At 56.9% G+C, this 26,822-nt stretch carries 30 protein-coding genes and 8 tRNA genes; 29 read left to right on the forward strand and 9 right to left on the reverse strand.

What is annotated here, in order from left to right:
* Positions 1–53 precede the first annotated feature (53 nt).
* Positions 54–1,340 (forward strand): pitrilysin family protein, encoded by a 1,287-nt coding sequence (locus ABFB09_RS07690; RefSeq protein ID WP_347000927.1) that lies wholly within the window; start codon positions 54–56, stop codon positions 1,338–1,340.
* Positions 1,341–1,444: 104 nt separating this feature from the next.
* Here the strand turns inward: ABFB09_RS07690 and ABFB09_RS07695 are convergent, their stop codons facing one another.
* The gene (locus tag ABFB09_RS07695) at positions 1,445–1,849 is read right to left on the reverse strand and encodes a gamma-glutamylcyclotransferase family protein (protein WP_347000928.1); all 405 of its coding nucleotides are present in this window, start codon (positions 1,847–1,849) and stop codon (positions 1,445–1,447) included.
* A gap of 137 nt (positions 1,850–1,986) precedes the next feature.
* On the opposite strand from ABFB09_RS07695, the gene ABFB09_RS07700 reads away from it, so the two are divergent.
* Positions 1,987–2,985: a hypothetical protein gene (locus ABFB09_RS07700; protein ID WP_347000929.1), complete on the forward strand. Its 999-nt coding sequence runs from the start codon at positions 1,987–1,989 to the stop codon at positions 2,983–2,985.
* A gap of 45 nt (positions 2,986–3,030) precedes the next feature.
* Here ABFB09_RS07700 and ABFB09_RS07705 read toward each other — a convergent pair whose 3' ends face one another.
* Positions 3,031–3,516 (reverse strand): SRPBCC family protein, encoded by a 486-nt coding sequence (locus ABFB09_RS07705; RefSeq protein WP_347000930.1) that lies wholly within the window; start codon positions 3,514–3,516, stop codon positions 3,031–3,033.
* Positions 3,517–3,574: 58 nt separating this feature from the next.
* On the opposite strand from ABFB09_RS07705, the gene ABFB09_RS07710 reads away from it, so the two are divergent.
* The 9 genes from ABFB09_RS07710 (at position 3,575) to ABFB09_RS07750 (ending at position 8,643) form a co-directional block, all read left to right on the forward strand.
* A complete protein-coding gene (locus tag ABFB09_RS07710; RefSeq protein ID WP_347000931.1) occupies positions 3,575–4,180 on the forward strand; it encodes a MarC family protein in 606 nt (201 codons plus the stop codon).
* A 111-nt stretch (positions 4,181–4,291) separates the two neighbouring features.
* Positions 4,292–4,432, forward strand: a complete 141-nt coding sequence (locus tag ABFB09_RS07715) for a DUF5679 domain-containing protein (RefSeq protein ID WP_347000932.1) — start codon at positions 4,292–4,294, stop codon at positions 4,430–4,432.
* A 129-nt stretch (positions 4,433–4,561) separates the two neighbouring features.
* Positions 4,562–5,188, forward strand: coding sequence for a TetR/AcrR family transcriptional regulator (locus tag ABFB09_RS07720; RefSeq protein WP_347000933.1), 627 nt, complete (start codon positions 4,562–4,564; stop codon positions 5,186–5,188).
* Between the two features lie 130 nt (positions 5,189–5,318).
* Positions 5,319–5,987: a TetR/AcrR family transcriptional regulator gene (locus ABFB09_RS07725; protein ID WP_347000934.1), complete on the forward strand. Its 669-nt coding sequence runs from the start codon at positions 5,319–5,321 to the stop codon at positions 5,985–5,987.
* The gene (locus ABFB09_RS07730) at positions 5,980–8,175 is read left to right on the forward strand and encodes an MMPL family transporter (protein ID WP_347000935.1); all 2,196 of its coding nucleotides are present in this window, start codon (positions 5,980–5,982) and stop codon (positions 8,173–8,175) included. The genes ABFB09_RS07725 and ABFB09_RS07730 overlap by 8 nt, the downstream gene beginning before the upstream one ends.
* A 75-nt stretch (positions 8,176–8,250) precedes the next feature.
* Positions 8,251–8,326: transfer RNA gene (locus ABFB09_RS07735), tRNA-Trp, on the forward strand.
* 3 nt (positions 8,327–8,329) lie between these two features.
* Positions 8,330–8,416: transfer RNA gene (locus ABFB09_RS07740), tRNA-Leu, on the forward strand.
* A 28-nt stretch (positions 8,417–8,444) separates the two neighbouring features.
* Positions 8,445–8,519 (forward strand) — tRNA-Gly (locus tag ABFB09_RS07745).
* 49 nt (positions 8,520–8,568) lie between these two features.
* A tRNA-Cys gene (locus ABFB09_RS07750) sits at positions 8,569–8,643 on the forward strand.
* 46 nt (positions 8,644–8,689) lie between these two features.
* Here the strand turns inward: ABFB09_RS07750 and ABFB09_RS07755 are convergent.
* Complete coding sequence (locus ABFB09_RS07755) at positions 8,690–9,100, reverse strand: hypothetical protein (protein WP_347000936.1); 411 nt, start codon at positions 9,098–9,100, stop codon at positions 8,690–8,692.
* A gap of 62 nt (positions 9,101–9,162) precedes the next feature.
* On the opposite strand from ABFB09_RS07755, the gene ABFB09_RS07760 reads away from it, so the two are divergent.
* The 3 genes from ABFB09_RS07760 to ABFB09_RS07770 all read left to right on the forward strand — a co-directional run bounded on the left by ABFB09_RS07760 (position 9,163) and on the right by ABFB09_RS07770 (position 10,191).
* The gene (locus ABFB09_RS07760) at positions 9,163–9,333 is read left to right on the forward strand and encodes a hypothetical protein (RefSeq protein ID WP_347000937.1); all 171 of its coding nucleotides are present in this window, start codon (positions 9,163–9,165) and stop codon (positions 9,331–9,333) included.
* 133 nt (positions 9,334–9,466) lie between these two features.
* Positions 9,467–9,922 carry a helix-turn-helix domain-containing protein gene (locus ABFB09_RS07765; RefSeq protein WP_347000938.1) on the forward strand — a complete coding sequence of 152 codons (456 nt, stop codon included), beginning with the start codon at positions 9,467–9,469 and terminating at the stop codon, positions 9,920–9,922.
* 184 nt (positions 9,923–10,106) lie between these two features.
* Positions 10,107–10,191: transfer RNA gene (locus ABFB09_RS07770), tRNA-Leu, on the forward strand.
* A 91-nt stretch (positions 10,192–10,282) separates the two neighbouring features.
* Here the strand turns inward: ABFB09_RS07770 and ABFB09_RS07775 are convergent.
* Positions 10,283–10,999, reverse strand: a complete 717-nt coding sequence (locus ABFB09_RS07775) for a hemolysin III family protein (protein WP_347000939.1) — start codon at positions 10,997–10,999, stop codon at positions 10,283–10,285.
* 195 nt (positions 11,000–11,194) lie between these two features.
* Here ABFB09_RS07775 and ABFB09_RS07780 point away from each other — a divergent pair, with 195 nt between their 5' ends.
* The 5 genes from ABFB09_RS07780 to ABFB09_RS07800 all read left to right on the forward strand — a co-directional run bounded on the left by ABFB09_RS07780 (position 11,195) and on the right by ABFB09_RS07800 (position 15,366).
* On the forward strand, positions 11,195–11,584 hold the full coding sequence (locus ABFB09_RS07780) for an FxsA family protein (protein WP_347000940.1): 390 nt from the start codon (positions 11,195–11,197) through the stop codon (positions 11,582–11,584).
* A gap of 142 nt (positions 11,585–11,726) precedes the next feature.
* Complete coding sequence (locus tag ABFB09_RS07785) at positions 11,727–12,353, forward strand: 50S ribosomal protein L25 (RefSeq protein ID WP_347000941.1); 627 nt, start codon at positions 11,727–11,729, stop codon at positions 12,351–12,353.
* Positions 12,354–12,564: 211 nt separating this feature from the next.
* A complete protein-coding gene (locus ABFB09_RS07790; protein ID WP_347000942.1) occupies positions 12,565–13,458 on the forward strand; it encodes an ATP-binding cassette domain-containing protein in 894 nt (297 codons plus the stop codon).
* Positions 13,455–14,684, forward strand: a complete 1,230-nt coding sequence (locus tag ABFB09_RS07795; protein ID WP_347000943.1) for an ABC transporter permease — start codon at positions 13,455–13,457, stop codon at positions 14,682–14,684. Before ABFB09_RS07790 ends, ABFB09_RS07795 begins: the two co-directional genes overlap by 4 nt.
* A gap of 214 nt (positions 14,685–14,898) precedes the next feature.
* Positions 14,899–15,366 (forward strand): YdeI/OmpD-associated family protein, encoded by a 468-nt coding sequence (locus ABFB09_RS07800; protein WP_347000944.1) that lies wholly within the window; start codon positions 14,899–14,901, stop codon positions 15,364–15,366.
* Between the two features lie 47 nt (positions 15,367–15,413).
* On the opposite strand, the gene metF is transcribed toward ABFB09_RS07800, so the two are convergent.
* The 3 genes from metF to ABFB09_RS07815 form a co-directional block, all read right to left on the reverse strand.
* Entirely contained in the window at positions 15,414–16,301 is an 888-nt protein-coding gene (metF, locus tag ABFB09_RS07805) for a methylenetetrahydrofolate reductase [NAD(P)H] (protein ID WP_347000945.1), read from the reverse strand.
* A 67-nt stretch (positions 16,302–16,368) separates the two neighbouring features.
* Complete coding sequence (locus ABFB09_RS07810) at positions 16,369–16,980, reverse strand: LysE family transporter (RefSeq protein WP_347000946.1); 612 nt, start codon at positions 16,978–16,980, stop codon at positions 16,369–16,371.
* A 224-nt stretch (positions 16,981–17,204) separates the two neighbouring features.
* Positions 17,205–17,696, reverse strand: a complete 492-nt coding sequence (locus tag ABFB09_RS07815) for a YajQ family cyclic di-GMP-binding protein (RefSeq protein ID WP_347000947.1) — start codon at positions 17,694–17,696, stop codon at positions 17,205–17,207.
* 199 nt (positions 17,697–17,895) lie between these two features.
* Here ABFB09_RS07815 and ABFB09_RS07820 point away from each other — a divergent pair, with 199 nt between their 5' ends.
* The 5 genes from ABFB09_RS07820 to ABFB09_RS07840 all read left to right on the forward strand — a co-directional run bounded on the left by ABFB09_RS07820 (position 17,896) and on the right by ABFB09_RS07840 (position 23,116).
* Positions 17,896–19,101, forward strand: coding sequence for a DNA double-strand break repair nuclease NurA (locus ABFB09_RS07820; RefSeq protein WP_347000948.1), 1,206 nt, complete (start codon positions 17,896–17,898; stop codon positions 19,099–19,101).
* Between the two features lie 77 nt (positions 19,102–19,178).
* Positions 19,179–19,484, forward strand: a complete 306-nt coding sequence (locus ABFB09_RS07825; protein WP_347000949.1) for a hypothetical protein — start codon at positions 19,179–19,181, stop codon at positions 19,482–19,484.
* Positions 19,485–19,521: 37 nt separating this feature from the next.
* A complete protein-coding gene (locus ABFB09_RS07830; RefSeq protein WP_347000950.1) occupies positions 19,522–20,124 on the forward strand; it encodes a hypothetical protein in 603 nt (200 codons plus the stop codon).
* Positions 20,121–21,701, forward strand: coding sequence for an ATP-binding protein (locus ABFB09_RS07835; RefSeq protein WP_347000951.1), 1,581 nt, complete (start codon positions 20,121–20,123; stop codon positions 21,699–21,701). Before ABFB09_RS07830 ends, ABFB09_RS07835 begins: the two co-directional genes overlap by 4 nt.
* Before the next feature lie 236 nt (positions 21,702–21,937).
* A complete protein-coding gene (locus ABFB09_RS07840; protein WP_347000952.1) occupies positions 21,938–23,116 on the forward strand; it encodes an ABC transporter substrate-binding protein in 1,179 nt (392 codons plus the stop codon).
* A 388-nt stretch (positions 23,117–23,504) separates the two neighbouring features.
* Here ABFB09_RS07840 and ABFB09_RS07845 read toward each other — a convergent pair whose 3' ends face one another.
* Entirely contained in the window at positions 23,505–23,732 is a 228-nt protein-coding gene (locus tag ABFB09_RS07845) for a hypothetical protein (protein ID WP_347000953.1), read from the reverse strand.
* An 18-nt stretch (positions 23,733–23,750) separates the two neighbouring features.
* Positions 23,751–24,956 carry a TRC40/GET3/ArsA family transport-energizing ATPase gene (locus ABFB09_RS07850; protein WP_347000954.1) on the reverse strand — a complete coding sequence of 402 codons (1,206 nt, stop codon included), beginning with the start codon at positions 24,954–24,956 and terminating at the stop codon, positions 23,751–23,753.
* Positions 24,957–25,024: 68 nt separating this feature from the next.
* Between ABFB09_RS07850 and ABFB09_RS07855 the strand changes: the two genes are divergently transcribed.
* The 5 genes from ABFB09_RS07855 to ABFB09_RS07875 form a co-directional block, all read left to right on the forward strand.
* Positions 25,025–25,110: transfer RNA gene (locus ABFB09_RS07855), tRNA-Leu, on the forward strand.
* Between the two features lie 16 nt (positions 25,111–25,126).
* Positions 25,127–25,203: transfer RNA gene (locus tag ABFB09_RS07860), tRNA-Arg, on the forward strand.
* Positions 25,176–25,409 carry a hypothetical protein gene (locus ABFB09_RS07865; RefSeq protein WP_347000955.1) on the forward strand — a complete coding sequence of 78 codons (234 nt, stop codon included), beginning with the start codon at positions 25,176–25,178 and terminating at the stop codon, positions 25,407–25,409. The genes ABFB09_RS07860 and ABFB09_RS07865 overlap by 28 nt, the downstream gene beginning before the upstream one ends.
* Positions 25,387–25,455, forward strand: a tRNA-Val gene (locus tag ABFB09_RS07870). Before ABFB09_RS07865 ends, ABFB09_RS07870 begins: the two co-directional genes overlap by 23 nt.
* Positions 25,456–26,123: 668 nt before the next feature.
* Positions 26,124–26,822: radical SAM protein (locus ABFB09_RS07875; RefSeq protein ID WP_347000956.1), on the forward strand; the 699-nt coding region annotated here is incomplete at its 3' end.

Here is a 26,822-nt window from a genome sequence, read left to right on the forward strand (position 1 = left end):
GTAATTTTGTCCACCGCCCTAAACACGGTACAATCATGCCGAGAGGATTATTAATGTACCGTAAAACCACACTGCCCAACGGGCTCAGGCTGCTCAGCCAGGAAATGCCCCACACCCATTCGGTTTCCATCTGCATCTTTGTCGGCACCGGGTCGCGCTATGAACCGGAGCGCATTGGGGGCGTTTCCCACTTCATCGAGCACCTGCTTTTCCGCGGGACCGAACGCCGCCCCACCTCGCGTGATATATCCGAGTCCATCGAGGGCATCGGCGGCATCCTGAACGGCGGCACCGACCGGGAGACCACCGTTTATTGGGCCAAGGCCGCCAGCTATCACTTCCTGTCCACACTGGACACGCTGTGCGACATGCTGCTGAACTCCAAATTCGATCCGGCCGACATCGAGAAGGAACGGCAGGTTATCGTGGAGGAGATCCATATGACCGAGGATCAGCCGGACCAGAAGGCCTGCCAGCTTATCGACACCGTGCTGTGGCCGGGGCATCCGCTAGGGCGAGATATCGCCGGCACCGAGGCCACGGTCAACGCCACCACCCGGGAAGACCTGCTCACCTACATGGCCGAACACTACCGGCCGGACAATACCGTGGTGGCCATCGCCGGCGGCCTGAGTCATGAATCGATACTGGAAGCGGTCACCGGCCAACTGGGCGGCTGGAAACCAAGCGCCGTAACGGGCAAGGCTTACAACCCATTCCTGTCGGCCAACGAACATCGTATCATCGTCGAACGGCGGGAGATAGAGCAGGACCATTTCCTGCTGGCGCTGCCGGCGCTGTCGGTCAACGATCCCCGCCGTTACGTGGAAAGCCTGCTGAACGTCATCCTGGGCGAGGGTATGAGTTCCCGGCTCTTCGCCGAGATCCGGGACCGGCTCGGGCTGGCCTACGCCATCCACTCCTACGCCGATTTCCTTCTGGACACCGGCGCCCTCACCGTGGCCGCCAGCGTGGATCCGGATAACCTGACCCAGGCGGTCGGCGCCGTCTTAAAAGAACTCGAACTGTTGAAATCCACCCTCAGCCAGCATGAACTGTCCAAGGCCAAGGAATTGTCCAAGGGTCGCATGGCGCTGCGGCTGGAGGATTCCCGCCACGTAGCCAGCTGGCTGGGCGGGCAGGAGATACTGACCGGGGAGGTGTTGACACCGGATGAGGTTATCCGCCGCATCGACGCCGTCACCCTGGACGACTTGAAGACGATGGCTGAGGAGATCGTTCGGACCGACCAACTGCGGATGTCCATAGTCGGCCCCGTCGCCGACGATACGCCCTTCCGGGAGATGCTTCAAACGGAAATACTAAATACTAATATCTAATGTCTAAATAAATTCAAATTACCAAGTCTCAAAACGTTTGGGATCTTTGGTATTTGAATTTTGGTATTATTTAGGATTTGGTGCTTAGATATTAGGATTTCCCCTTAGACAAGTCCCCAATCCCGGTACCCCTGTTGCAGCAGCGACAGGTATTCCGGAGCGGGTTTGCCCTCGTCCGCCTGGTGCGCGGGGACGTAGGTGAAACACGATAGTGACTCGCCGGACTCGGTGTTCACCATGACGTTCTGCTTGACGTACTGCGCCGGGAAACCCTCGGCGATGTCCAGTCTCTTCAGAGCGGTGTCGGGAACGTCGTAGACGCCGCCTCTAACATGGGCGCCGCGCATCGGCTTCAGCGACGCCGTGGCGCCGCGAAAGACCCGGGACCAGCCGGTGAAGACCAGTTGATAATGGGCCAGCGTGGCGGAGACTTTCGGCCGGCACTGTGGACAGCGCTCGGCCATGAGCTTGCGGTTCAGAGAGGCGCCGTAGGCGAAATATAAAGGCATGGCGGTATTATAGCATAATCGGCCGCGGCGGATGGATGTCCAGGCTGTCCATGGTCTGTCTAAGCCTTGACGGACCCGTCCGGCGTTTGACTTTTAGCTTTGGGCAGATTATATTGGCTTAAATTCCGGGGATAGGGGTGGAACGCCGCATGCAGGCGACCGATGAGCCCATAATTATCGACAGCCTGGGAAGGCTGAACGAATACGGCGCCGACGACCTTTTCATTTGCTGCGCTTCTTTTGAAGACCGCTGCGTCTCCGCGGCGGAGCGGCTGTCCGGCAATTTCCGCGTGCGTTTTTCCATCATCTTCGTCATCGAGGAACCCAATTACCAGCAGCAGATAGACACCAACCTTTTCAAGCTGCAGGCGATGCTGGCGCGCAAGACCTCGGAGGGCGTCTTCGTCATCCGCTGCCAGCGCGACGATCCCCAGGAAGGCATCTCCCAGCTCAAAGGCGTCTGGAAACGATGCCGTCCCAAGGACGAGGATGAGGCCCATATCACCCTGGACATCAGCGGCTTCTCCAAGGTCTATCTGCTGGGGCTGATGCATTACCTGGTGGCGGAGATCAACATCGGGCTGCCGCGCATCCTGCACACCACTCAGACCTATGCCCCCAGCCGCCTCACCCAGGGTGTGCACCAGATCACCACCGTGCCCCATTTTTTCGGCTCTATGTCGATGGACAAAGAGACTGTGCTGGTCCTGTTCCTGGGCTTCGAGGCGGAGCGCTCGCTCTCGGTCTGGAAGCAGTTCAACCCCACCCGCACCATCTGCCTCATCACCGTCCCCCGCGACGGCAACGAGGAATACCTGCGCTACGCCGAAAAGAACAATGATTTCCTGTTGTCCCAACCCAATGTCGAGGTGCGACAGGTGGCCGCCGATTCCCCGTACCACATCCGGAACACCCTGGAAACCATCTACGAGGAGTTCAAGGGCACCGCCAACCTGATCATCGGCCCCTTCGGCACCAAGCCGCAGACCGTGGGCATCTTCGTCTTCTGGCTGGAGCACCCGCGCGTCCAGGTGGTCTACTCTTTCCCGCAGGAATACACCAAGAGCTACCTGAACCGCAAGGCCGGCCGGACCATCATGCTGCCTTTGACCAACGTTACCCGCGGTTCCGTCTAAGGGGTTGAGGGGCGGCGAATGAGGATTCGCAGCTTCGTCCGCGGATCAACGCGACATTTGAGTGGCGACTAAGGGTTGCTTCAACCATTCGGAGAGTACTTCGTAACCGTGAGCCATGGTCCGGTCGTGGCTGCGGATCAGGAGCGGTTTGAGCAGCAGTCCCAATATGTTCATGAACCACTCGGTGGTGGCCACATTCCAACTGAACTCGCTCAGCGTCGCGCCGTCACGCTCCTCGACCATCCAGTGACCTTCGCCCTGCAGGTCTCCACTGCAAACCAGCGCCAGGCGGCGGCCAGGCTCCACTTCCGTGACTTCCAGCATGAAATCAAGGTCGCCCGGCAAGCTCTTTACCCTGACAGCTATGCGGCAGCCCGCCTTGAGACCTTCTTCGATGTTCAGGATGTGAAAGCGCCTGATTCCCGGCCAGTGACCGGCGAGTGCCTCGGCGTTGTAAATGAGCGACCACACCCGGTCCGCCGGGGCGTCGAAACGCCAGCGGGTCAGCAGGTTGTAGGTTAGCTTTTTCAAGTCTTCACGCCTATAATGACTATAGCTTCACACACCGGGAGACGGCGCGCAACTCTTTATGACCGATTATTGGCAGATTTTTCTTCTTTCATTCGTACCTTTGTTTGTCGTCATCGACGCCATCGGTAACCTGCCCTTCGTTATCGCGCTGACCCAGGATTCCGACCCTGTTGAGCGGCGGCGCATCGTCAAGGTGTCCATGTTCACCGCCGTGATGGTCGGCCTGATATTCCTGTTTTTAGGCCGGTTCATTCTTGAAGCCATGGATATCTCTGTCGGTGCCTTCGCCATCGCCGGCGGCATCGTACTGCTGGTGCTGGCCATCCGTTTCATGACCCTCGGCCACATGGTAGAAGTCATCAAGGAAGAAATGATTGCCGTGGTGCCCATCGGTACTCCCCTGGTGGTCGGCCCGGCCACCATCACCACGCTGCTGCTGCTGTCCATCCAATTCCCGCTTTATATGGTCCTGATCTCCTTTTTACTCAATATCGCCCTCACCTGGGCCATTTTCCTCTCCTCTCACTGGTTCATCCGCTACATGGGTCGCGGCGGTTTGCGCGCCGTTTCCAGGGTCTTCAGCCTGCTCCTGGCCGCCATCGCAGTGAACATGATGATCCGCGGTCTGGAGATCATCGGAGTCATCTCGACACCCCCTGCCTAGCCCCTTTTGGCGCCACTCGCCGGCCGGATATAAAATAAACCTGCCAAAGCTCTTGACAATCGCGCCAGCTTGGGCTATCGTATATTTCAAATTTACGAAGGAGGATTCCTGATGCAGGGTTACTGTATGAAATGCCGCACCAAGAGGGACATGAAGGACGCCAAGGCCATCACCATGAAGAACGGCCGCCCCGCCACCCAGGGCACCTGCCCGGTTTGCGGTACCAAGATGTTCAAAATCGGCAAAGCCTAAACTCCTGATTTAAAATCGGCTTAGAAAGACCGGGCGCAGTTACGCCCGGTCTTTGCATTTTCCCGAAATTCCTTCTCTCGCGATTAAACTCTTGACACTGTATTCAACCCCGAATATAATCCCAGCTAGATGATTGAACATTCAGTGAATTCCCCGCGGCCCCGCCGCTCCACATGGCGGGATGAAAAGGCCGAAGAGCGCCGTTCTCAACTTATCGATACCGCCCTCCAGGTTTTCGCCAAGAAGGGCTTCGATAAGACCAGCGTGCGGGAACTGGCCGCTGCCGCCGGTGTAGCCCAGGGCCTCATGTACCATTACTTCCAGAGCAAGGACAAACTCCTTGAGGCGGTAGTGGAGCGGCATAGTTTTTTACCGCAGCTCAAAGCGCTCCTGGCCACTCTGCACGACGAAGCCCCCGCTAAAGTGCTCAAGGTAGTCGGTAAACAGTTTTTCGACCTGCTGGGCCAAAAAGAAAGCCTGATGAACATCTTTTTCCATGAGACCCAGAGCCACCCCGTGGTGCCGCGGATCTGGCGGGGTATCATGAACGAAGGCACCAGTCTTTTCCAGACCTATCTCGACGAACGGGTCAAGGCGGGGGATCTCAAAGTTCACAACACCGATGTCACCGCCCGCACCCTGGCTTACACCATCGTCCTGTTACGGGGCACCAGCGTCGCCTTCCTTCACAGGACGCGCCCCGATGAATTCATCAACCAGATGGTGGATAACCTGCTCAACGGCATCGCCGCCTGAGCGTCTGATTACGTTACGGCCAGGCCGGACCAGCCACGGGTAACCCTTTCGGAAATCATACTCCTGTCCACCCTTGACACAGACCTGTTTTCGCAATATATTTATTGAACATTCAATTAGTTTTTGTGAAATGATGAAAACGACGGACGGCAGATTGCAAAAAGGCGAGGCGCGGCGGGCGCAGGTCGTCGAAGCGGCGCTCAGGGTGTTCGCCGAACGCGGCTTCGCGTGCGCCACCATAAAGGACATCGGCGCGGCCGCCGGGATGTCGCCCGCGCTTCTTTACCATTACTTCGCTGGCAAAGAGGAATTGCTCCAGGCGGTGGTCGAGCGTTACAGCCTGGTCGGGGACATGGGGCGGTTCATCATCGATAATCAGCAACTGCCGGCAGGCGAATTCCTCAAGACGCTGGCGCGGCACTTTTATGACCTCCTCGGCGACAGGCTGGACCTGGTGCGGCTGTTTCTCAGGGAAGGCGCCTCCAACGACACCGTGGCCGCAGCGTGGCGCGGCATGCTGCAAACAGGGTTTCCCCTGGTCAAGGGCTATTTCGACCGCCAGATCGCCCTGGGCCGCCTGAGGCCGCACCATTCGGAGGTCACCGTCCGCACCCTGGGCACCGCCATCGTCATGCTGCGTTTTACCGAACCGATCTTCGCCCCCCGGACCGTCTCGGGACACGCCTATATCGATGAACTGATCGATAATCTCTTCCTCGGCATAGCGCCCGATGAATGTTGCGAAACCACAAATTCCCCGGAAAACGAACAAATATCGGAGGGCACCCCAGATGGATAGGATCGCCAGCTTCGTGACCCGGCGCCCGAAAGTCATCATCGCCATCGTCGTTCTGACCAACCTGGCGGCGCTGCTTTCCTTCTTCCGTTTCAGCCTGGACACGGAATTCCTCAATTTCTTCGACGCCGGAAATCCGGAGGTCGCCGCATTCCACGAGCTCAACGCCAAATATGACACCGGAGAAGCGGTGACCATGCTGGTGGAGGACGATCGGAGCTTGCTCCAGGCGGATAATCTACTGGCTGTTTTCAATCTGCAATCGGAGATCAGCCCGGTGGCCGGCGTCGGGCAGATCCAGAGCTACATCCCGCCCCAAATATCGCTCGGCGGGAACGTGGTTCCGGTTTCCGCCGCATTCATCGGACAGAACGCGGATCTGCTGGCGGGTTTTATCGATCAGCAATACTTCCTGACCGGCCAGTTCCTGTCGGAAGACCGGATGAGCGCCATCGTTATCGTCGGGCTGGAAGTGGATACCGACTCCGGCCCGGTGGTCGATGCCCTCCGTGAGATCATCGCCGGCCACCCGGAACTGGAACTATCGCTGGCGGGCAATCCCATCATCAAGGATACCGTCGTCAGCTACCTGGTGACCATCCTTTTCTTCCTGCTGCCTTTCGCCGTCGCTCTGATCATGCTGGTCTTTTACTTTATCCTGCGCCACAAGCGCCTGACGCCGCTGGCCATGCTGCCAGCCGCCTTCGGTTCGCTCTGGACCTTCGGCACCATCTTTTACAGCGGCAATGAACTCAGCCTGGTGACCGTGATCACTCCCATCTTCATCATCGTCATCGGTTCGGCCTACGGCCTGCACTATGTCAGCCACTTTCAGGAAAACCTGGCAAAACACGGCGACACCGAAAAAGCCACCCGGGAAACACTGCGGATGGTGGGCATACCCATCGTGCTGGCCACCCTGACCACAATGGCCGGTTTCGCCTCCCTGATGTGGGGCGACGCCGTGCCCATGCGCCAGATGGGCCTTTTCGTGACCCTGGGCATCGGTTATGCCGGCCTGCTGGCCATCTTCTTCCTGCCGGCGGTTTTAAGTCACTTGAAACTGAAGGTCAGCCCGCCGCCGGCCGGGTCCCGCCGCCTCGGTCAGCTGGTCAGTCGCGCTTCCACCCACTGGCTGCCGATCATCATGGCTTTCACCGCCATCGTCATCGCCGCCGTTATTTACATCCCCAGGCTGGAAGTGGTCTCGGACCAGCTCATGTTCTTCAAGGAAGGCTCGGAGATCCGCCGGGCTTCCGCCCTGATCGAGGAACACTTCGGCAGCGCTCAGCCGCTGGTCGGGGAAATGGTCTCCACCCGCGGTGGCAACGCTATCTTCGACGCCGCCGAGGCCGGGCGGCTGCTGGCTGTCGAGCGAGAACTCGAAGCCCGCGACGGCATCAAGAGCGTAACCTCCATCTTCGACCTGATCGCCGGATTCAGCCGCATGACCACCGGAGTTGATGGCTATCCGCAAAACCCGGCGGTGATCCAGGCTTTCCTCGGCCAACTCGGTGAGGACGGGGTTAAAAGCTGGATGGCCGAAGACGGCTTCCGGATGATGATCCGCCCGGCCGGGTTGGACGCTGGAGATATCGAACCGCTGCTGGACTGGACGGCTGCCGAACCTTCGGTCAGGGTGATCACCGGCATGCCCATCCTTTTCGACGAATTCAACAAGATCGTCGTCGACAGCCAGACCCGCAGCCTGGGCCTGGCGCTGATACTGGTTTTCATCATGCTGCTGATCACGCTGAGGAGTCTGAAAGCCGCCTTTGTCGGTCTGCTGCCCATCTCCCTGACCATCGGCGCGGTCATGACCTTCCTGGTCATCAGCGATTTCAACCTCAACATCCTGACGGCCAACCTGTCGGCTATAGTCATCGGCGTCGGCGTTGATTACTCCATCCACCTGATCTCCGGTATCTACTACTTCCGCCGCGAGGGAATGAGCGGCAACCGGGCGGTGGACGCCGCCATCGGATCGGTTTCCCGTCCAGTGCTGGCCAACGCCTTCGGCCTGAGCATCGGCCTGTCGGTGTTGTTCTTCTCGCCGCTACTCATCCATATCCAGGCGGCGGCGGTGATGTGGGTGGCCATGGTCATTTCCTCCATGGCGGCGCTGCTCATCATCCCGCAGTTCTATCGCCGCGGAGAGCGCGGTCAGAATGGGCAACCGCTCGATGCCTGAGACCGGAACGGCACCTGACGGGCGTTGACAATGCCGGATGCCTTAGGGTATGCTATTTATCCGCGCCTACACCGTAGGAGTGTAGCTCAGTTGGTAGAGCAGTGGTCTCCAAAACCACCGGTCGAGGGTTCGAATCCTTCCACTCCTGCCAGCGGCCGAGATGGTGGAATGGTAGACACGCTAGCTTGAGGGGCTAGTGAGTGATGAGCTCGTGGGAGTTCAAATCTCCCTCTCGGCACCACTTTTGTGGTTTAACAGGTTGATATCGGGCGGAAGTAGTTCAGTGGTAGAACGCCTCCTTGCCAAGGAGGAGGTCGCGAGTTCGAGCCTCGTCTTCCGCTCCATTTTTAGAATTTCAAGCGGACGAACCCCGAAAGTCCGAATCGATCACGCGGCGACGTAGCCAAGTGGCAAGGCGGGGGTCTGCAAAACCCCTATTCACCGGTTCGAATCCGGTCGTCGCCTCCAGCTTCTTACCGAATCCCCTGACCTGTCTCCGATTCAGCCTTACCCTTTATCCAGCCGGCCGCTTTTTGGCATGGAAACCCCAGGTCGCCAGGAGCGCGGTAAAGATAAAATAACTGCCAAGCATCACATCGGAATTGACGTTCAGGTTCAGCGGCTCGGCCAGTCCGAATACCAGCACGATACCGCCCACCGCCCCCAGCAGGCCCAGCCAGATCGACCCGGGGTACCGGAACACCCGGCTGTAGACCCAGATCCCCAGTACCACCCCCAGAGGATAACCCAACACCATCCCCATAATGGCGCCCACCAGGTCCTCGAATCCCCCCACGCTGTTTTCAGACAACGCCTGAGCGCCGATGAGGATGGCCGGTATCGCCACTAAAAAGCCGCCGAAAGCCCCCGCAAGCACCATGCCGAAGAAACTTCCGAAGCTGCGTTTTTCAATCGGTTTGACCATTGACATCTCCTTTGAGGCATTATAACATGACATCATTAAATCTTTATGAAATGGAGACCAACATGAAAAACGCTAAATTGTGGACCATGATCACCGCGGTGCTGGCGATACTGGCGGCTGTCGGCGGCTTCCTGGCCGCCGGTGAAGAAGGCGAAGCTCAAATTCATGTCTTTATGGGGGTCGTGCTTCTAATCTCCGCGCTGATCTCAGCATTCGTCGCCTCCCGCCAGTAAAAGAACCACCATTATCAAATCTAGCCCCCCGTTGGTGATTCCCAGCGGGGGGCTTAGGTAGTATTCCCCCGGCACAGCCGGTGGCCAAGACCCCTTGACACCCCCTGGTCATGATGTATAAACTAGAGCCGCCATGTCAACACAAAGCATAACCATCAATCAGGCCGCCGAGAAACTTGGCGTTTCCACCCGCACCATCCGGCGCTATATCAAGGCCGGTAAGATCCAGGCTTATCTGGTCAACGGTCCCTTCGGAGAAGAGTACCGCATCCAGGAACTGCCGGACGACCTGAAAAAACTGGAAGGTGTTGACAGCACCGGACAAACAGGCCTTGACAACCATGACCCCCTGGCCGCCGCCTCCGGTGACATGATGGCCGTCTTCCGGGAACTCCAGGAGAAGAACCTGGCGCTGGCAGCCCAGCTCGGCGCCGCCACGGAGCACATCCGTAACCTGGAAGGCCAGATGAGACTCCTGACCGACGGCCGCCCGCCGCAAACCTCCTGGTGGCAGAAATGGTACGCAGGGCTGAAATCCCGTTTCAATAAGAAAGCGGCAGAGGATTCAACCTCCGAATCAGCATTATAGGTCTTCAATTACCTGCGGCTTAATCTCCCTTTCGTAAAGGGAGATTAAGAGGGATTTAGCGATGATCCCATACAACCTTGGACTCTTAGACATCTCACGAACCCTCAGGAAAAAACATGACCGATGCGGAAATGCGGCTCTGACTGGCAAATCCCTGCCGCTCTTATGCTATAATCTTGACGGCGCCGGGATGGCGGAACAGGCAGACGCAGCGGACTTAAAATCCGCCGACTTCGGTCGTGTGGGTTCGATCCCCTCTCCCGGCACCACCCTTGAATAATCAATAACCAAAGGTTTGGTTATTGGTGCTTGTTTGGTTATTGTATCTTGTATCTTGTTTTTTAACGCCACCCATCGAGACTAAACCACCGCACCCACCACCACGGCAAAATGAATGGCCGCGCCGATGAGTATCCAGACATGGAATATCTCATGGAAACCGAAAACACCGGGAACCGGATTGGGCCGTTTCAACGCGTAGATGACGGCGCCGATGCTGTAAGCCACGCCCCCCGCCACCACCCCCCAGAAGGCCAGTCGGGGCATCGCCAGCCACAATTCCCGCAGGGGTATCAGCGCCAGCCAGCCCATGCCCAGGTACAAGATCGGCGACAGCACCCGGGGAGCCTGCAGCCAGAACAGCTTTAAAAAGACACCCCCCAGCACGATCGCCCACGGACCGATGATCATGCCCCAGCGCCAGGCGCCTTCAAGATAAAAATAAACCAGCGGCGTGTAACTACCGGCGATCATGACGAAGATGGCGATATGATCCAGTTTCCGCCAGACGGTTATCTCATTGTCCCGTCTTTTCAAAGCGTGATAAACAGCGCTGAAGGAAAAAAGGGTGGTTACCGCCAGCCCGTAAACCAGCGTCACCGCCATGTAATCCCACCGTCCCCAGGTCAGCCCCAGCAGCGCCAGCAACCCGAGGATCGCCGCGACGGCGCCGCCCAGGTGGGAATAATGAGAAAATCGCTCGGTCTTGTTGATTACGATAACATCGCCTCCACCGGCATACCTGCCGCGATAAATTATATCAGTTAGTCGTAGTGTGGGTATAGCGACGATTGTCATTTGTAATCCTTTCAACCTCCCGCTACCTCGAAACCTGCCCCAAGCTTGTCGAAGGGGGAGAGGGATAAGAGGGCGAGGGCATAGTTTTTGCTCCCTCCAGCTTCGAGTGTTAGAATTGAACGTAAGCTGGAGTACTTCCAGCTTTGGTTTTCGTGACAGCGAGAGGCTGGGAGACAGGAAGGAACGGACCGGGTAATGCTTTTAACTTTGATATTCGTGGTCATTCCCCTCATGGAACTGGCCCTGCTCATCTATATCGGAAATTTCATCGGTGTTTTCAATACCGTTCTCATCGTCATAATAACCGGGCTGCTAGGCGCTGTGCTGGCCAGGAGCCAGGGGTTCGCCGCCCTTTCAAAGATCCGCAGCCATATCGAACGGGGCACCCCGCCCGGCGATGACATCCTCCAGGGGGCCTTGATCCTGATCGGGGGTTTGTTACTGCTGACACCCGGAGTCATCACCGACCTGGCCGGTTTTTCCCTCATGATCCCGCAAACCAGGGCGCTGGCTTCACGCGCATTTAAAGCTTTCATCATGAGTAAGATCCGCCAGGGAGAGATCCGCCATTACCGCATTCGCTAGAACCCGTAGAACCTCGAACCTGGTGACTATCAACTATCAACTAATAACTAGTGCTTCACATAACACTTATCCCCATTGACGAACGGTCCCCATCTCTGCTTTAATTATCATTTGTTGAATTAAATGGAGGATCAAAGGTCAAATGGATAAAATCGAAATTACCCTTACTGAGCGCACCGTCACCGGCAACAAGAACCGCTTCCTGCGTCGCGCCGGGGTTACCCCGTGCCACATTTTCGGCCACAACATCCCGTCGGAAACTCTCCAGGCCGATACCGCCGCCCTTCAGCATGTCATCTCCGTCGCTGGCAAAACCCGCCTGGTTTCAATGGATACCGGCGCCAAAGAGCCGCGGATGGCCTTTATCAGGGAAGTGCAGCGCACCCCCGTCGGAGCTAACCTGCTCCATGTCGATTTCTACCAGGTCAAGATGACTGAAAAGATCACCGCCAAAATCCCCCTGCACTTAATTGGTGAGGCCCCGGCACTCAAAACCAAGGGCCGCATCCTGGCTCACCCGATCGCTTTCGTTGAAGTCGAGAGCCTTCCGGCTAAACTGCCGGCTTCCATCAACATCGATATTTCCGTACTCGCCACCCTGGAAGACGCCATCCACGTCCGCGATCTGAAACTTGATTCCGCCGTGACCGTGCTCACCGACCCGGACGCCCTGATCGCCAAGGTCGGCGAGATAAGCGTCAAGGCCGAGGCTGAAGAGGTTGCGGCTGCGGCCGTAGCCGCGCCCGCCGAAGGCGCCGCCGCCGAGTAAACCGGTTCCCGTTTGTTTCCCCCTTTGTAAAGGGGGATTTGGTCCCTTGAATGGCGCTCTTAAAAAGAATACTGCCCGAAAGACCAGTAACAATTCCCAATCCGTCCATTGCAGCGGATTGGGAATTGTTTTATTATTGACATCTGTATATGAATAAGTTCACACTTTCCTCTCCCTTGATGGGAGAGGAATTGAAGGAGAGGGTGAGTCGGTGCACGCCGTAACTCTCTCCAACGTCAATAAAACCTACGGCGCCAAACGCGTTGTCGACGGTGTCTCCTTCGAGGTCGCCAGCGGCGAGATATTCGCGCTCATCGGTCCCAACGGCGCCGGTAAATCAACCACCATCCGCATGATGATGGACATCATCAAGCCGGACAGCGGCGATATCAGGATCATGGGCGAGCATTTGGGTGAGCGTTCCAAGAACCGTATTGGATACCTGCCCGAGGAACGCGGCCTCTACCGCAAGCTCAAGATCATGGACACTATCGCCTACCTGGCCTCCCTCAAGGGTGCCGGCAGGGACGCGGCTATCGAGCGGGCGGAGGTCCTTCTGAAGCGTTTCGACCTGTTCGAGCACCGCTACAAGAAGATCGAAGAACTGTCCAAAGGTATGGGGCAGCTCATCCAGTTCGTGGTCACAGTCGCCCATAACCCCGACCTTATCATCCTCGACGAACCATTTGCCGGGCTGGATCCGGTCAATTCCCGTCTTCTCAAAAACACCATCAAGGACTTCCGGGCCGAAGGCAAGGCCATCATCCTGTCCACCCACCGCATGAACGAGGTGGAAGAGATGTGCGACCGGCTGTTCATGATCAACAAAGGCCGCCGCATCCTTCACGGCAAACTCGATGAGATCCGGCGGCAATACCGCAGCCACGCCGCCATCGTCGAGAGCGAATCCCCGCTGCCGGCCTTGCTCAAAGGCGTCACCGGCAGAAAAACCACGGGCAACTCCACCGAACTGATGCTCAACGGCGATACTTCGCCGCAGGCATTACTCGAAGAACTGGTAGCCGCTGGGGTGCCCATCGACCGTTTCGAAATATCCATTCCCAGCCTGGATGAGATCTTCGTTCAGGTAGTGAAACAGCCATGAACAAGACCTACCTGATTTTCACCCATGAGTTCCGGACGCTGATCCGCCGCGTCGGTTTCATCGTCATGACCGTCGCCTTCCCGCTGATTGGACTGCTGGCCATCCTGGGCGGGCAGATAATCTCCGGCATCACCGATGGCGGCGACCCCGGACCTGTCGACACCATCGAGATCGGGTATGTGGATGCAGCGTCGCTCATCACCGGACATGAAGAACAGGGTTTCATCCAGTTCATCCGTTTCGACACGATCGAGGCGGCCAATCAAACCCTCGTCGCCGGGGACATCGCGGAATACATCATCATCAGCCCTGATTACCTGGACAACGCCTCTATCGTCCGCTTCACTCCCTCCCGTTCCCTGGACACGCCCGGCGACCGCTTCAACGCCATCCGGAATCTGCTGCTGGACAACCTGCTCACCCCGGAGATTTCACCGGAACTTATCGACCGCGTCAAGATACCGGTGAACCTATCCAACGTGGTCATCGATCCCGCCACCGGCCTCCCTGCCGATTCCCAAGGCGGTTTTTCCGAATTTGTCCTGCCGTACATCTTCAGCATCCTGCTGGTGATGTCCATCTTCACCTCTTCCGGCTACCTGCTTCAGGGTCTGGCGGAAGAGAAAGAAAACCGGATCATGGAGGTGCTGCTCTCCAGCGTCTCCAGCCGCCAGCTTATCACCGGCAAGGTCCTGGGGCTGGGCGCAGCAGGTCTGGCGCAGATGGCGATCTGGCTGGTATCGGCGCGGCTGCTGGCAGGTCTGGCCTCGGACAATTTCTCAGAGATCCTCGGCGCCATTCAGGTTTCTGCCACCTTCATTTTCCTGGGGCTGGCCTACTTCATCCTGGGTTACCTGTTGTACGCCATCATCATGGCCGCCGTCGGCAGCATCGGCTCAACCGCCCGGGAGAGCCAGCAGATGGCCACCATCTTCAGCCTGCTGGCTGTTTCTCCTCTCTGGGGCATGGTCTTCATCATCGAAAACCCCCACGCGCCCCTATCTGTCTTTTTAACCTTGTTCCCCTTCACCGCGCCCATCACCACCATCATCCGCATCGGTATCGCCGATGTACCCCTGTGGCAGATCGCCGCCAGCATGACCATCATGGCGCTCACCACTGTCGGTTTGCTCCTGCTTTCCGCCAAGATCTTCCGCACCTTCCTGCTGATGTACGGTAAAACCCCAAAGTTCGGCGAGATCATCCGCCTCCTGCGACAGGCGTGATACCGAATAACCAATAACCAAGAGACAAGCACCAAACAAGCTCCAAATCCCACGTTGCGAGGAGCGAAGCGACGCCTGTCCTGAGCAACGTCGAAGGAAAGCAATCTCTTGTTCGCCCCCCCGTCCCCTTCTGATAGCTGACAGCTGACGGCTGAAAGCTCGTAACTTGATTATCGGTCATCGTTTGGTTATTGTATCTTGGAATTTGCACGCCATGCCTGAATTCGACGCCATCATCCAGAGCCCGCCCGACGCCCCCCGCGCCGCCTTTATCTGCGTGCCCTTCGATGTAAAAGAAACCTTCGGCACACGCGCCCGCGTCGCCGTTAAAGGGACTTTCGACGGGGTGGAATACCGCGGCACCATCAAGCCCATGACCGGCGGCCATGTCATCGGAGTCAACGCGGAAATACGCAAAGCCCTGGGCAAACATACTGGCGACACCATCCACGTGATAATGGAAAAGGACACCGAACAACGCACCGTCGAAATTCCCGCCGACCTCTTGACAGCCCTGGACAATAACCCCGCCGCCCATGACTACTTCAACAAACTGCCCTACAGTCACCGCAATGAATATGTGGAAAACATCATCGAGGCCAAGAAACCGGAGACCCGGACGCGGCGGGTGGAGAAGATGGTCAACGACTTGAAGGGAAGAGTAGAAACTCGCTCACAATAGAAACTCTCAGCCACAGGACTCCCAGTTAATCCACTTACCAGAGACCCTCAAGCAAGCGTCTTCGAACTCGTAACCCCCAACGCCTTATATATCTGCAAGGTTGCATCTGATTTGTTCAGCGTGTAGAAGTGAATGCCATCCACACCCCGGTCCACCAAATCCCGCACCTGCTCCGCCGCCCAGTGAACGCCTACTTCCCTGACGCACTCGTCGTTCTCCGCCCGGTTGATGGCGCGCAGTAGCGGTGCCGGGAAGTGGGTCCCTGCCGCCAGATCGGCCATTCTTTTCATCATCTTCACCGAGGTGATGGGGGAGATACCCGCCACGATGGGCACGTCGATGCCAGCCAGGGCGCAGCGCTCGCGGAAGTCGTAGAAGTCCCGGTTGTCGAAGAAGAGCTGGGTGCAGATGTAATCCGCCCCGGCGTCCACCTTGGCTTTCAGGTACTCGATCTCGGTGAGGCGGTTTGGGGTCTGGGGGTGCCCTTCGGGATAGCCGGCCACCCCAACACCCATCTCCGGAAAATTCTCCTTGATGAATTTCACCAGTTCGATAGCGTAGCTGAAGCCCCCCACCTCCGGGACAAAAGTGGTCTGCCCCTTGGGCGGGTCGCCGCGGAGGGCCAGTATGTTCTCGATACCGCTTTGCCGGTATTTTTCCAGTATCTGGCGGATCTCTTCCCGCGTCGAGCCGACGCAGGTCAGGTGGGAGATGACGGTCAGGTCGGTCTCCTTCTGGATTCGCACCAGCAGATCGTGGGTAAGTTCCCGCGTCGATCCGCCGGCGCCGTAGGTCACCGATACGCAGGGAAGTTCCAGCGGCTTGAGCTCTTTAATGGTGTCGAACAGTTCCGACGCGGCTTCTTCCGTCTTGGGCGGAAAAAGTTCAAAGCTGAAGACGATGCCTTTTCGGTTGTAGATATCCCTGACGTTCATTTCTGACCTCCCGGCGGCTCCTGCCTGCCTTCATAGTAAACCAGCCGGCTGTTGACGGCAAGCCTGCCTATGCGATCGCCTGGAACCCCGACACCATGAACCACCCCCCAAAGCCCACCAGCAGTAAAGAACAGGCGGTGAACACCGCCACCTGGAACGCCGGCGCCCACAGCCGGTGGGTTTTATACACCAGCGCCGAGACTATCGAAAGCCAGATTAAATCGACCGACCAGTGCGTCAGGACCAGCGCCCACAGCCCGCCTGTGCCGAATTCAGCCGCCCTCAGCACCAAGAGCGCCCCAACCGTTGCCCACCACAAAATGAAGAACGGATTGCCCGCCGAGAGCATGATGCCGGCGGTGAAAGCGTTGTAAGGAGTGTCCTTCTGCCCGGTGGCCAAAACCTTACGGGCGCGGAACATACCGATGCCCATCCACACCACCATGCCCCCACCCGCCACCCCAAGGATGAACTGCACCGCCGTCTGCTCGAAGAACGTGGCGGCGCCGAAGTAGATGAGCATTATAAGCGGTACCTCGACGACTGCATGTCCCAGCGACGCCTGCGCCCCGGCCCACGGCGATTTATAGCTCTTAGCCAGCACCGTGGCAAACATCGGCCCGGGCATCAACGCGCCGGAGAGGGAGATGATGAAGACTGAAGCAAGTAAAGCCAGCATAGCCCGTCATTATAGCAAATATTATGTCTTCGCCCACGAAAACAACCGCCCACCCACATTGTCTTTCTGAGCGAAGCGAAAAATCTCGATGCCCGTCTCACACGGTGGCACGTTTTAATCGCCAAGGTACAAACAACCGCCTGACGTAAACGTCCCCGACTGCCTGGCTGGGGGCTCCCCATTTTTTTGTCCGTTTACTAAAGCTGATAGCTGAAAGCTGACAGCTACCGTTTCATATTCACAAACTGCAACGGCACATCGAAATCCTGATCCTTGAGCTGCGTCATGATCGCCTGCAGGTCATCGATCTGCTTGCCGGTGATCCGCAATTGCTCGCCCTGGATGGCCGGCTCCACCTTAAGTTTGAGCGACTTGATGAATTTGACGATCTTCTGCGCCGTCTCCTTGGGGATGCCCTCTTTGATCTTGACCTCGATCTCCGCCCCGCCCTGCGCCGTGGCGTCCATCTTGCCGAAGTCCAGGCATTTCGAATCCAGCCCGAAACGTATCACCTGGCCGATGAGGATCTCGGTCATGGCCTTGACCTTGACGTCGTCGCCGCTTTCCATGTGGATGGTCTTTTCCTTGCGGTCGAGAGTAATCTCGCTCTTAATATTCCTGAAATCGTAACGCGTGGTGATCTCGCGTTTGACGTTATTGATAGCGTTATCCAGCGCCTGCATATCGACATCGCTGACTACATCTAAAGATGGCATATTCGTTTCTCCTGTATCGAATCGGATTGCCGTCATTCTATCACTTCGTACGGAGCGATTTGTAGTATTGGGAATATCCAACGAAGGGATTAAGTTATTAGATATGAGGATTTCCCCCAGCCCGGACTTGTGTTCACAAAATCCTTGTGACTGTCACCCCCATAAACTATACTTAGCCCATAAACAAGGGAGTTAACGCTTGTCTCTCGACATCACCAAGGTAGCGGGGCAGATCGGCTCCATGGCTGAGAAACTGAAGCAAAGCGGCGCCGAACGCAGTGCTGCCCTGACCGCTGCTGCGACCCGCCTTTCCAGCGGCATCGATACCGCCACCCTCCGCGACAAGGTGCGCCTTAGCAAAACCGGCTTCCTGCTGGCTGCCCCATCGGGTGAGATCGATGAAAGGCACCAGCCCTCCTCCCCGCCCCCCTCCTACTCCGTCATCGCCACCGACGGCTCCCATATCGATTTCGACCGCCACCACTCCGCCCCCTGCTGTCTCATCAACATCGGCACGGTGCGGCTGGACTACGGCGATGATTTCGGCGCCGCCCTGGACAGCCTGCCGCGCCTCCTGTCGGAAGATGACGAACTGGTCATCCGCGACCCTGATGGTAACCGGGAAACGCCCCTCCAAGGGGCGCTGCTTGGCATCAAACGTGACGTCGAGGAATTTTCCGCCCTGGCGGAACTGGCGGCAGCGCTGCCGCCGGACCACCCCGCCCTCGCCCTGTCCGACGGCACACTCATCCGCTGGAGCCTGACCACTCAGAATTATGACGCCTATGTCCTCCGCGAACTGCTGGATAACGGCTACCTGAAATGCCTCGGCGATTTCAGAAAGCTCTGCACCGGTCGGCCGCTGGGGCTGGCCAGTTACATCTCTCAGCCGGGCGGCGAGGAGGTGGTCAACACCCTCCGCCTGACGCTCTGCCCCTGGGAACCCGCCAACTGCGATAAGCATTGCGGCGACTTGAAGCCCGGCACCCGCCCCTGCGACCCGCTCTCAGGCGTCTCCGATTCCAAGCTCTTCGATCGCTTTCTCGATGTTGGGGAACGCTCCGCCGTCTTCGAGAGCACCTCCAAGGTACTGGGACAGTACTACGGCGAGCACCGCATCTGCTTCTTCTACCTTAAACTGGAAGACGAAATAGCCCGCGTCGAGCTGCCCTGCTGGCTGGCTGAGGCCCCTGGCCGGATCGCTTTCATCCATTCACTCATCCTGGAACAGGTCAAAAAAGGCAACGGCTACCCCGTCGCCCTGGCTGAAGCCCACGAGCAGGCAGTGGTCACCGGCGCCGACCGGGCGGTCTTCTACGAGGTGGTGGACGTCTATCTGGCAGAGCAGGGCTTGCCCACCAACATCTCAGCCAAGAGCTTCATCAAACAAGCGAGATGGGTCTAACTAAAATCCATTCCAATCTCCTCTCCCCCGCGGGGAGAGGACTAAGGTGAGGGGGCGGTCCCCAAAGGAGCCAAACTATGTATGAACTGGACAAAGCAAAAATCCTGAGCGTCGCCCGCGACGCGGCTGCCAAACGCGGTTACGTCACCTATTCCGACTTCAACGACTACCTGCGGGAACTGATCATCAAGAAAAAGCTCCAGCCCATCGAGGGCGGTCGTGTGCAGTGGACGATTAAAAAGATGCTGGAAGACCAAAGTAACCCCATTGAGAACCGGTTCGTCCACTCCCGCACCGGCACCAGAACCCTCTTTTATCCGGCAATTCTGATGGATAATAACCCTTTCTTAAAACCAGCGTCCAAACAGGCTGAATTAAAATAAAACAGGTGTTGGTGCAACCCGCACCAAGGAGGCATAATTGCCCGTTAACGAATCAAAACTCGCCGAGGTCATAGAAACCTCCAGCACCGGCTTCACCGCCCAGTGCTATGACCTGAACGCCGCGCCACCCCTCGGCTCACTCGTCAAAACGTCGATCGACGGCTCCACCATATACGCCGTCGTCGCCTATGTCGCCACGTCGTCCCTGGAGCCCGGCCGCAAACCCGTCGCCCGCGGCAGGGATGAAGAAACCGAGGATGCCATCTTCAAAGCCAATCCCCAGCTCGAAAAACTGCTGCGGTGCGAGATCGAAGCGGTCATCGTCGGGCACGGCATCGACGGCGACATCCGCTACTATCTCCCCCCCCGCCCCGCCCGCCTCCACGGCTTCATCTACGGCTGCGGTGACGAAGAAGTCAGATCGTTTTCGCGGAAGACGGGCTTCGTCACTCTGCTGCTGGCCACTCAGGGCGCGGTCTGCGCCGAGGAGATCACCGCCGCCGCCGTGCGCCGCATGAGCGCCTCTTACGAGGGCGAAGACCGGCGGCTGTTCCTGGTCACGGCGGGCAGGGCGCTGGCGCAGCTCCTGTCCGCGGACTACAATCGCTTGAAAACTATCCTGGAAAGGCTTGCCGTATGAGCATCGAACATAAACTGGGCATCGTCACCGCCGGTTCGCTCAACAAGGGCATCGAGGTCAAACTCGATGGCGCGTCTTCGATCGAGGACATGGCCGTCGGCCGCTACGTCACCATCGAGGGGCGCAAGCGCAAATTCTTCGGCATGATCACCGATGTTTCGCTGGGAGTCACTGACCTCAACCTGACCGTGTCGCCCCCGTCCGGCGACGATTTCATCAGCGAAGTGCTTTCCGGCACCTCGGCCTACGGTTCACTGCACGTCGCCCCGTACCTGACCATCGGCGGCGGGGAAGCTGTCACCGAGGGCCCCCAGCCGGTGAAGACCATCCCCAGCCATTTTTCGACGGTCAAGGAAGCTTCGGACGCCGACATCGAAACGGTCTTCGGCAAAGAAGACAAGGACAAATTCTGGATCGGCAACCCTCTGGACATGGAGGTCAAGCTGTGCCTCAACCTGCCGGAGTTCGCCAAGCGCAGTAACGGCATCTTCGGCAAGAGCGGCACCGGCAAGACGTTCCTCACCCGAATGCTGCTCATTGGCCTGCTGCAGAAGAGCGCCGCGGTCAACCTGGTCTTCGACATGCATTCCGAATACGGCTGGGCCGGAACTTCCGAGAAGAAGCGCCAGGTGAAGGCCTTGAAACAGCTATTCCCGTCGCAGGTGGCGGTGTTCACCCTGGACGAGGAGAATTCCAAAAGCCGAGGCGTCAGCACTGACTACGTGGTCAGGATCGGCTTCGAGGAGATCGAACCGGAAGACCTGTCGCTCCTGCGCCAGACACTCAACCTCACCGACGCCGCGGTGGAGGCCGTCTACCAGTTGCGTCGGCATTTCGGCAAGGGCTGGATCGTCGCCGCTCAAAAGATCGAAGACTCCGAAACACTGGAAGAGCTTAAGATCCACGAGAGCACATTCCAGAATCTGAGGCGTGGGCTGAACACCATCCAGCGCCTACCTTTCATCTCTTCGAGCGCCCCCGGCGATGTCGTCGATCGCATCCTGGCTTACCTTGAGGCCGGCAAGCACGTGGTGCTGGAGTTCGGCCGCTATACGGACATCACCGCTTACATCCTGGTGGCCAACATGCTCACCCGCCGCATCTACGCCCGCTACCGCGACCGCATGGAAAAAGCTATAGCCGCCGATACCGGCTATCCCAAACCCCTGGTCATCACCATCGAGGAGGCGCACAAGTTCCTGAATCCCGGCGTGGCCGCCCAGACCATCTTCGGCACCATCGCCCGGGAGATGCGCAAGTACTCTGTCACCCTGCTTATCATCGACCAGCGCCCCTCCGGCATCGACGAGGAGATCATGTCCCAGCTCGGCACCAAGATCACCTGCCTGCTGGATTCCGAACGCGACATCGACGCCGTTCTGTCCGGCGTCTCCGGCAAGGGCGAGCTCAAGAACGTGCTGGCCAAGCTTTCGGCGCGCCAGCAGGCCCTCATCTTCGGCCATGCCGTGCCCATGCCCGTCGCCTTCGTGCCGCGGGAATACGGCTCCAGTTACGGGGACTGGGGTGAAGCGAAGACCACGGTGAGTGATAAGGACGCTGAAGACCTCTGGGCTTGACGACATCGACCGTGTAGGGGGGTGCAGCGAAGCGAAACTCATCACGCCATTCCACCCCCGGTGATGCGCCCAAAGCTCAGAACAGCCCCGGGGGGCTCATACCTCAAATACCAATCGGACATCCCTCGCAGCTTTTCTAATCAGGGACTAAGTCTTAAGTCCCATTTTACCTTGACAGCCCGTTCGGCGCCGTAGTAATATCAAACGTTAATATTCTTATAGGGGGAAAACAGCGCATGCTCAAAAAGGCACTAGTCCTTCTCCTGTCCCTGGTGATGGTATTCACCTTCGCCGCCTGCAACGACAACGGCACCACCGACCCGACCTCGACCGTTAAACCCGACATCAATATCGGCGCGGTCATGGATCTCAGCGGCGCCCTTTCCGGCATCGGCAGCGCCATCCGTGATGGCGTTATCCTGGCCGTCGAACAGGTCAACGCCAACGGCGGTATCGATGGCGCCAAGGTCAACCTGATCGTTGAAGACGGTAAGACCGACCCCACCGCCGGTTTTGATGCGGTCAAGAAACTGGCTACCATCAATGGCGTCAAGGTCATCATCGGCCCCATGATTTCCGGCGCGGTTATGGCTTCCGGTCAGTGGGCTGCGGACAACGGTGTCCTCCTCATCTCGCCCTCCGCCACCTCCCCGGCTATCGCCCAGCAGTCCTGGCGGCAATTCTTCTTCCGCACCGCTCCTTCTGACACCCTCCAGGGCAAAGCCATGGCTAAGATCATCAACGACGCCGGCTATCAGAGAGTCGCCATCGTCGTCCAGAACACCCAGTACGGTGTCGGCATCGCTGACGAAGTGACCAAGCTGGTTGCCGGCAAAGCGACCGTAGTTGTCACCATCAAGTATGATCCCCTCAAACTCGACTATCTCTCCGATCTCCAGGCTGTCAAAGCCGCCAACCCGGACGTAGTCGTCCATGCCGGTTATGAGGATGACGCTCAGATCGTCTTCAAGCAGGCTGCTCAGGTCGGCCTCAACACCGCCCAATGGATTACTTCCGAGGGTGTTAAAGCCCCCAAGACCATCACCGACGCACAGGCTGCCGCCTTCATGGCTACCTCGGTTATCGGTACCAACCCTGTTGCCCCCGAAGGTCTGGCTCTAGCCGCAACTTTCGCGCAGCAGTACCAGGCTCGATTCGGCCAGGCTCCCGGCACCTACAACGATTTCTCCTATGATGCCGCCAATCTGGTTCTGAAAGCCATGCAGAACGTCGGCGCTACCGACGCTTCCAAGATCGCCGCTGAAGTGTTGAAGATCGCCAAGAACTACTCCGGCGTCTCCGGCGTCATCACCTTCGACCAGTACGGCGACCGCCAGGATGCTACCTTCGAGGTTTGGAAGGTCGTCCAGGACGGTGCCGGTTACAAGTACGAACAGGTCAAACTCATCAGCTAACAACGTCTACGATTCGTAACGTCAGAGAGGGGTGCTCGTTTGAGCGCCCCTCTCTTTATTACTCAAATCCGCCAAAATCCTATTGACAATTCCACCCGCCAAGCCTTATCATTGATACATGGTTATAGAACACATGTACAACATTATTTCAACGAAACGAATCGGTGATGCGGACGGCGCGTCTTTCTCCAGAACCTGTATTCGACTCAAATATCGAATCCCACATTCAGCCCAAAGCTAAGCAGCGGAATTGAATTGAGAATTTTTATTTTCTGGCGACGGCCGATGTCGCCGTAACCACAGCTAAACACTCAACAATATCCGCTCACCCGCGGAACGCTCTTTAACAACAGAATATCCCGGTACACCGTGGCGATGCAGGCGCAGCCTATTCCACCTTGATGCGGGTCTTCTCCTGGGACGGCGCCGCAACGTCTTCCGTCTTGGCGATCGCCTCGTCCAGCAGGCTACGCAGCGCCAGCAGCATTTCCTTCTTGGCGCCGACCAAGTGCTGAAAGGTCTCACCCCGGAGCCTACTCTTGAGATCGGGCGCCTTCAGCTTGATCACCACTTCCTCACCCGGCTGAAAAGAGATCTCGAACATGCTGTCGCTCATTTTGATTACCCTCCGGTATTATTTTTTATGCTTCTTGTCGCCGGTTTCATCCGACATATGCTCCTGGTGGAACCGGATGTTCAGAACGTGGTCTTCCATTTTCGCCTCCACCACCTTCAGCCGGGTCAGCACGTGAGGCAGAGCCACCGTGCGCCGGTAACTGCCCACCTTGAGGTTGAGTTCGTCCCGGCTGTGAATGAGGTCCACCTGCTCCTTACTGGCAAAGGGCAGCTTCAGGCTCAGGATATAGCCGTCGGCCACCTTCTCGATGGATTGAGCCCGGCCCTGGTAAAAGAACTTCGTTGGATCGCCGTCGCCATAGACGGCATCGGCCATCCGCCGCAGCATGTCGATCCCCACCACCTCCTGGTCCAAAAGCGGCATGTTGAGTATGGGCAGCGGCGAAAAAGTCTCGTCGATGTATTCGATGTATTTCCGCTGGCTTTCCTTCCAGGCGCTGAAATAGTCGTCCTGGATCCCTTTCGGCAGAATCCGGTTGACGATGATGGCGTCGGTGGCGTAGCCGAACAGGTTCAGGTAGGTCAGCGTCCGCTGCGCCTCTTTGATGACCATCTTCTCCGGGTTGACCACCAGCCGTATGGAGGACTGGTCGCCGTCGAGGAGAAGCTTGTGCACGTCTTCGAGTTCGGCATAAAGCTCCGCCACGGCGTCCAGCACTGAATTGGAAGGCAGTGGGATATCGGAGACGGCTCCCACCACCGGCCGCATGATGGATGCCACCCGGCGCTGGATGGGAAAGAGTCGGTTCATCCACCATTGCATCATATCCGGGAAGGAGAGGAGCCGCAGCGTCTCGCCGGTCGGCGCGGAATCGACGATGACCACGTCGTACTTGCCCTCTTTCTGGTAGCGGGCGATATAGAGCAGGTTAGCCAGTTCCTCCATGCCGGGCAGGATGGCCACTTCGTCGGCGACAATACCGCTCATCCCCCGCCAGGCCATGAGCGCCGAGATATAACGCTGGATAGTGCCCCAGTAACTCTCCAGAGTCTGGTAGATCTCGATCTCCTGCCCCCAGAGATTGGGGACGATCGGTTTCGGGTCATTGCTGAGCTGCATGTCGAGGGAGTCCGAAAGGCTGTGAGCGATGTCGGTGGACAACACGATGGTGCGCTTGCCCATGTCGGCGGAGCGGATGGCCGTAGCCGCCGCCAGGCTGGTCTTACCGACGCCGCCCTTGCCCGTGAAGAGAATCACTCTCATCGATGCCTCCGATTGACAGTATCCATCTCATCTAAGTATAATTATCACTTGCCCGTAATCCAAACCTAGCCGAAGTGGCGGAACGGCAGACGCGCTACGTTCAGGGCGTAGTGTCCGCAAGGGCGTGAGAGTTCAAATCTCTCCTTCGGCACCATTTCTCCCGGGCTCGGGCGCTTGTAGCTCAGTTGGATAGAGCGCAGCCCTGCGAAGGCTGAGGTCGTGGGTTCGAGCCCCGCCAAGCGCGCCATCTTCTCAAAGACAACTTCACCACGCCGTTGCGTTGCCGGCGACCGGCAGCATCATGAGCCAGAAGCTCTGTGGCAGCCAAACAGGAGCGGGGCAGCCCTGGACGGCGGATTTCCCACAGACGGCTTCAAACTGACGCTCTTTTTACAGATAGAGTCTTTTTGGTCTAAAATGACGGAGTCACGGGCGGTTAGCTCAGCTGGTTAGAGCGCCTGCTTTACACGCAGGATGTCACAGAATCCTGTACTGCCCCTGTATTCAGCTTCAAATCCTCTGTCATCCTCCTTTCAATTTTCCTATAGTTAGGATATCTACAGGCTAACGCCTAGCTACGCCAACTGTCAACGCCTCACGTTCAATAACATGCGGGGCTTTAGTGGTCGTAATTAGCTCTATTGTTGTTTTTTGTTAACTTTGTAATATCACTAAATAGTTCTCTATTATGCCCCCCCGATGTTATAAAAAAGGGAGCGTTGTTTTGTACGAGCCATGGATGTGTCTTCCGCATTTGACAACACAATTTTCAGGATTCGCGGCGACTGAAAAATTCCCCTCTTCAGAATCATTTGGAATACAAAAACCCGATTTCTGTAATTTTTAAAGGTAAATATTATTCCATTCTTAAGCCCCAAAAAAGCAAAAGCCAGTTTAAGCAAAAGCCAATTTAGAAATGTTAAATCTTGCCATAAAGCCATAATCCCCTAAAACATAATGTTTTTGTGGCTTTTTATTTTTATAACAATTGTTTTATTATATGCCATATTACGTATGTTTTATTAAACATAAAGCCAGAATTGGGTCTTGACATACTAAGAACACTTGTGGTATAGTGGTAGGGTCTTAAAAACGACGCTCAATCATACCCAAGTAGGGCTCAATTCATTGAATAACGCTGAAAAATGAATTGATGAAGGATAGGAAATGAACGAGAACTTAAAAGCTATTAGGTCGAGTGGAACAAATTTTGGGTATTGCATCAACTGTTATAACGGTTGTGAGCATGGGTGTCTCTATTGTTATGGACGGATAGCGAGAAAAATGAACGCGACAAAATGGGCATCGGCTGAACCAAGATTATCAGTTGTTGATGGCCTTAAGAGTGATATAAAAAGATTAAATAACGACCCAATCGCGAAACAGGCCATTAAAGATATAATGGTTTGCTCGGTGACTGACTGCTATCAGCCTTTGGAATTAGAGCACCGCCTGACCCGCCAAGTCGTTGAATTGCTTAGAGCCAATGACCTGCCCTTTACGATACTTACAAAGAGCGTGCTGGTGTTGAGGGATATGGATGTGTTTAGCGGGTATGATAAATGCAGGGTTGGCTTGACCATAACCACGCTTGATGAAACCTACCGCAAACAGCTGGAACCGAATACATCGCGAACTTGTGACAAAATTTTTGCGCTTGAAGAGCTGCACAAGCACGGTGTATCGACCTATTGCTCAGTTGAACCCATAACCCCATGTCCAGCGAGCAATCCGAAAGAGATTGTGAAGAGATTTGCCCCTGGGGTGGTGGATTTGTTTGAATTTGGCATGTGGACGCCTAAAATCCAAAAGGCAATACCGATGCTTAGATACGACGAAAAATATCTTGTCAGCGTGATGCAAGAC

The organism is Dehalogenimonas sp. THU2 (assembly GCF_039749495.1).
Classification (GTDB): domain Bacteria; phylum Chloroflexota; class Dehalococcoidia; order Dehalococcoidales; family Dehalococcoidaceae; genus Dehalogenimonas.

Bases quoted from the DNA above. Each gene is read 5' to 3' on its own strand.
- ABFB09_RS07690 (WP_347000927.1), top strand. From the start codon at position 54: ATGTACCGTAAAACCACACTGCCCAACGGGCTCAGGCTGCTCAGCCAG.
- ABFB09_RS07695 (WP_347000928.1), bottom strand. From the start codon at position 1,849: ATGCCTTTATATTTCGCCTACGGCGCCTCTCTGAACCGCAAGCTCATG.
- ABFB09_RS07710 (WP_347000931.1), top strand. From the start codon at position 3,575: ATGACCGATTATTGGCAGATTTTTCTTCTTTCATTCGTACCTTTGTTT.
- ABFB09_RS07715 (WP_347000932.1), top strand. From the start codon at position 4,292: ATGCAGGGTTACTGTATGAAATGCCGCACCAAGAGGGACATGAAGGAC.
- ABFB09_RS07720 (WP_347000933.1), top strand. From the start codon at position 4,562: ATGATTGAACATTCAGTGAATTCCCCGCGGCCCCGCCGCTCCACATGG.
- ABFB09_RS07725 (WP_347000934.1), top strand. From the start codon at position 5,319: ATGATGAAAACGACGGACGGCAGATTGCAAAAAGGCGAGGCGCGGCGG.
- ABFB09_RS07730 (WP_347000935.1), top strand. From the start codon at position 5,980: ATGGATAGGATCGCCAGCTTCGTGACCCGGCGCCCGAAAGTCATCATC.
- ABFB09_RS07755 (WP_347000936.1), bottom strand. From the start codon at position 9,100: ATGGTCAAACCGATTGAAAAACGCAGCTTCGGAAGTTTCTTCGGCATG.
- ABFB09_RS07760 (WP_347000937.1), top strand. From the start codon at position 9,163: ATGAAAAACGCTAAATTGTGGACCATGATCACCGCGGTGCTGGCGATA.
- ABFB09_RS07765 (WP_347000938.1), top strand. From the start codon at position 9,467: ATGTCAACACAAAGCATAACCATCAATCAGGCCGCCGAGAAACTTGGC.
- ABFB09_RS07775 (WP_347000939.1), bottom strand. From the start codon at position 10,999: ATGACAATCGTCGCTATACCCACACTACGACTAACTGATATAATTTAT.
- ABFB09_RS07780 (WP_347000940.1), top strand. From the start codon at position 11,195: ATGCTTTTAACTTTGATATTCGTGGTCATTCCCCTCATGGAACTGGCC.
- ABFB09_RS07785 (WP_347000941.1), top strand. From the start codon at position 11,727: ATGGATAAAATCGAAATTACCCTTACTGAGCGCACCGTCACCGGCAAC.
- ABFB09_RS07795 (WP_347000943.1), top strand. From the start codon at position 13,455: ATGAACAAGACCTACCTGATTTTCACCCATGAGTTCCGGACGCTGATC.
- ABFB09_RS07800 (WP_347000944.1), top strand. From the start codon at position 14,899: ATGCCTGAATTCGACGCCATCATCCAGAGCCCGCCCGACGCCCCCCGC.
- metF (WP_347000945.1), bottom strand. From the start codon at position 16,301: ATGAACGTCAGGGATATCTACAACCGAAAAGGCATCGTCTTCAGCTTT.
- ABFB09_RS07810 (WP_347000946.1), bottom strand. From the start codon at position 16,980: ATGCTGGCTTTACTTGCTTCAGTCTTCATCATCTCCCTCTCCGGCGCG.
- ABFB09_RS07815 (WP_347000947.1), bottom strand. From the start codon at position 17,696: ATGCCATCTTTAGATGTAGTCAGCGATGTCGATATGCAGGCGCTGGAT.
- ABFB09_RS07825 (WP_347000949.1), top strand. From the start codon at position 19,179: ATGTATGAACTGGACAAAGCAAAAATCCTGAGCGTCGCCCGCGACGCG.
- ABFB09_RS07835 (WP_347000951.1), top strand. From the start codon at position 20,121: ATGAGCATCGAACATAAACTGGGCATCGTCACCGCCGGTTCGCTCAAC.
- ABFB09_RS07840 (WP_347000952.1), top strand. From the start codon at position 21,938: ATGCTCAAAAAGGCACTAGTCCTTCTCCTGTCCCTGGTGATGGTATTC.
- ABFB09_RS07845 (WP_347000953.1), bottom strand. From the start codon at position 23,732: ATGAGCGACAGCATGTTCGAGATCTCTTTTCAGCCGGGTGAGGAAGTG.
- ABFB09_RS07850 (WP_347000954.1), bottom strand. From the start codon at position 24,956: ATGAGAGTGATTCTCTTCACGGGCAAGGGCGGCGTCGGTAAGACCAGC.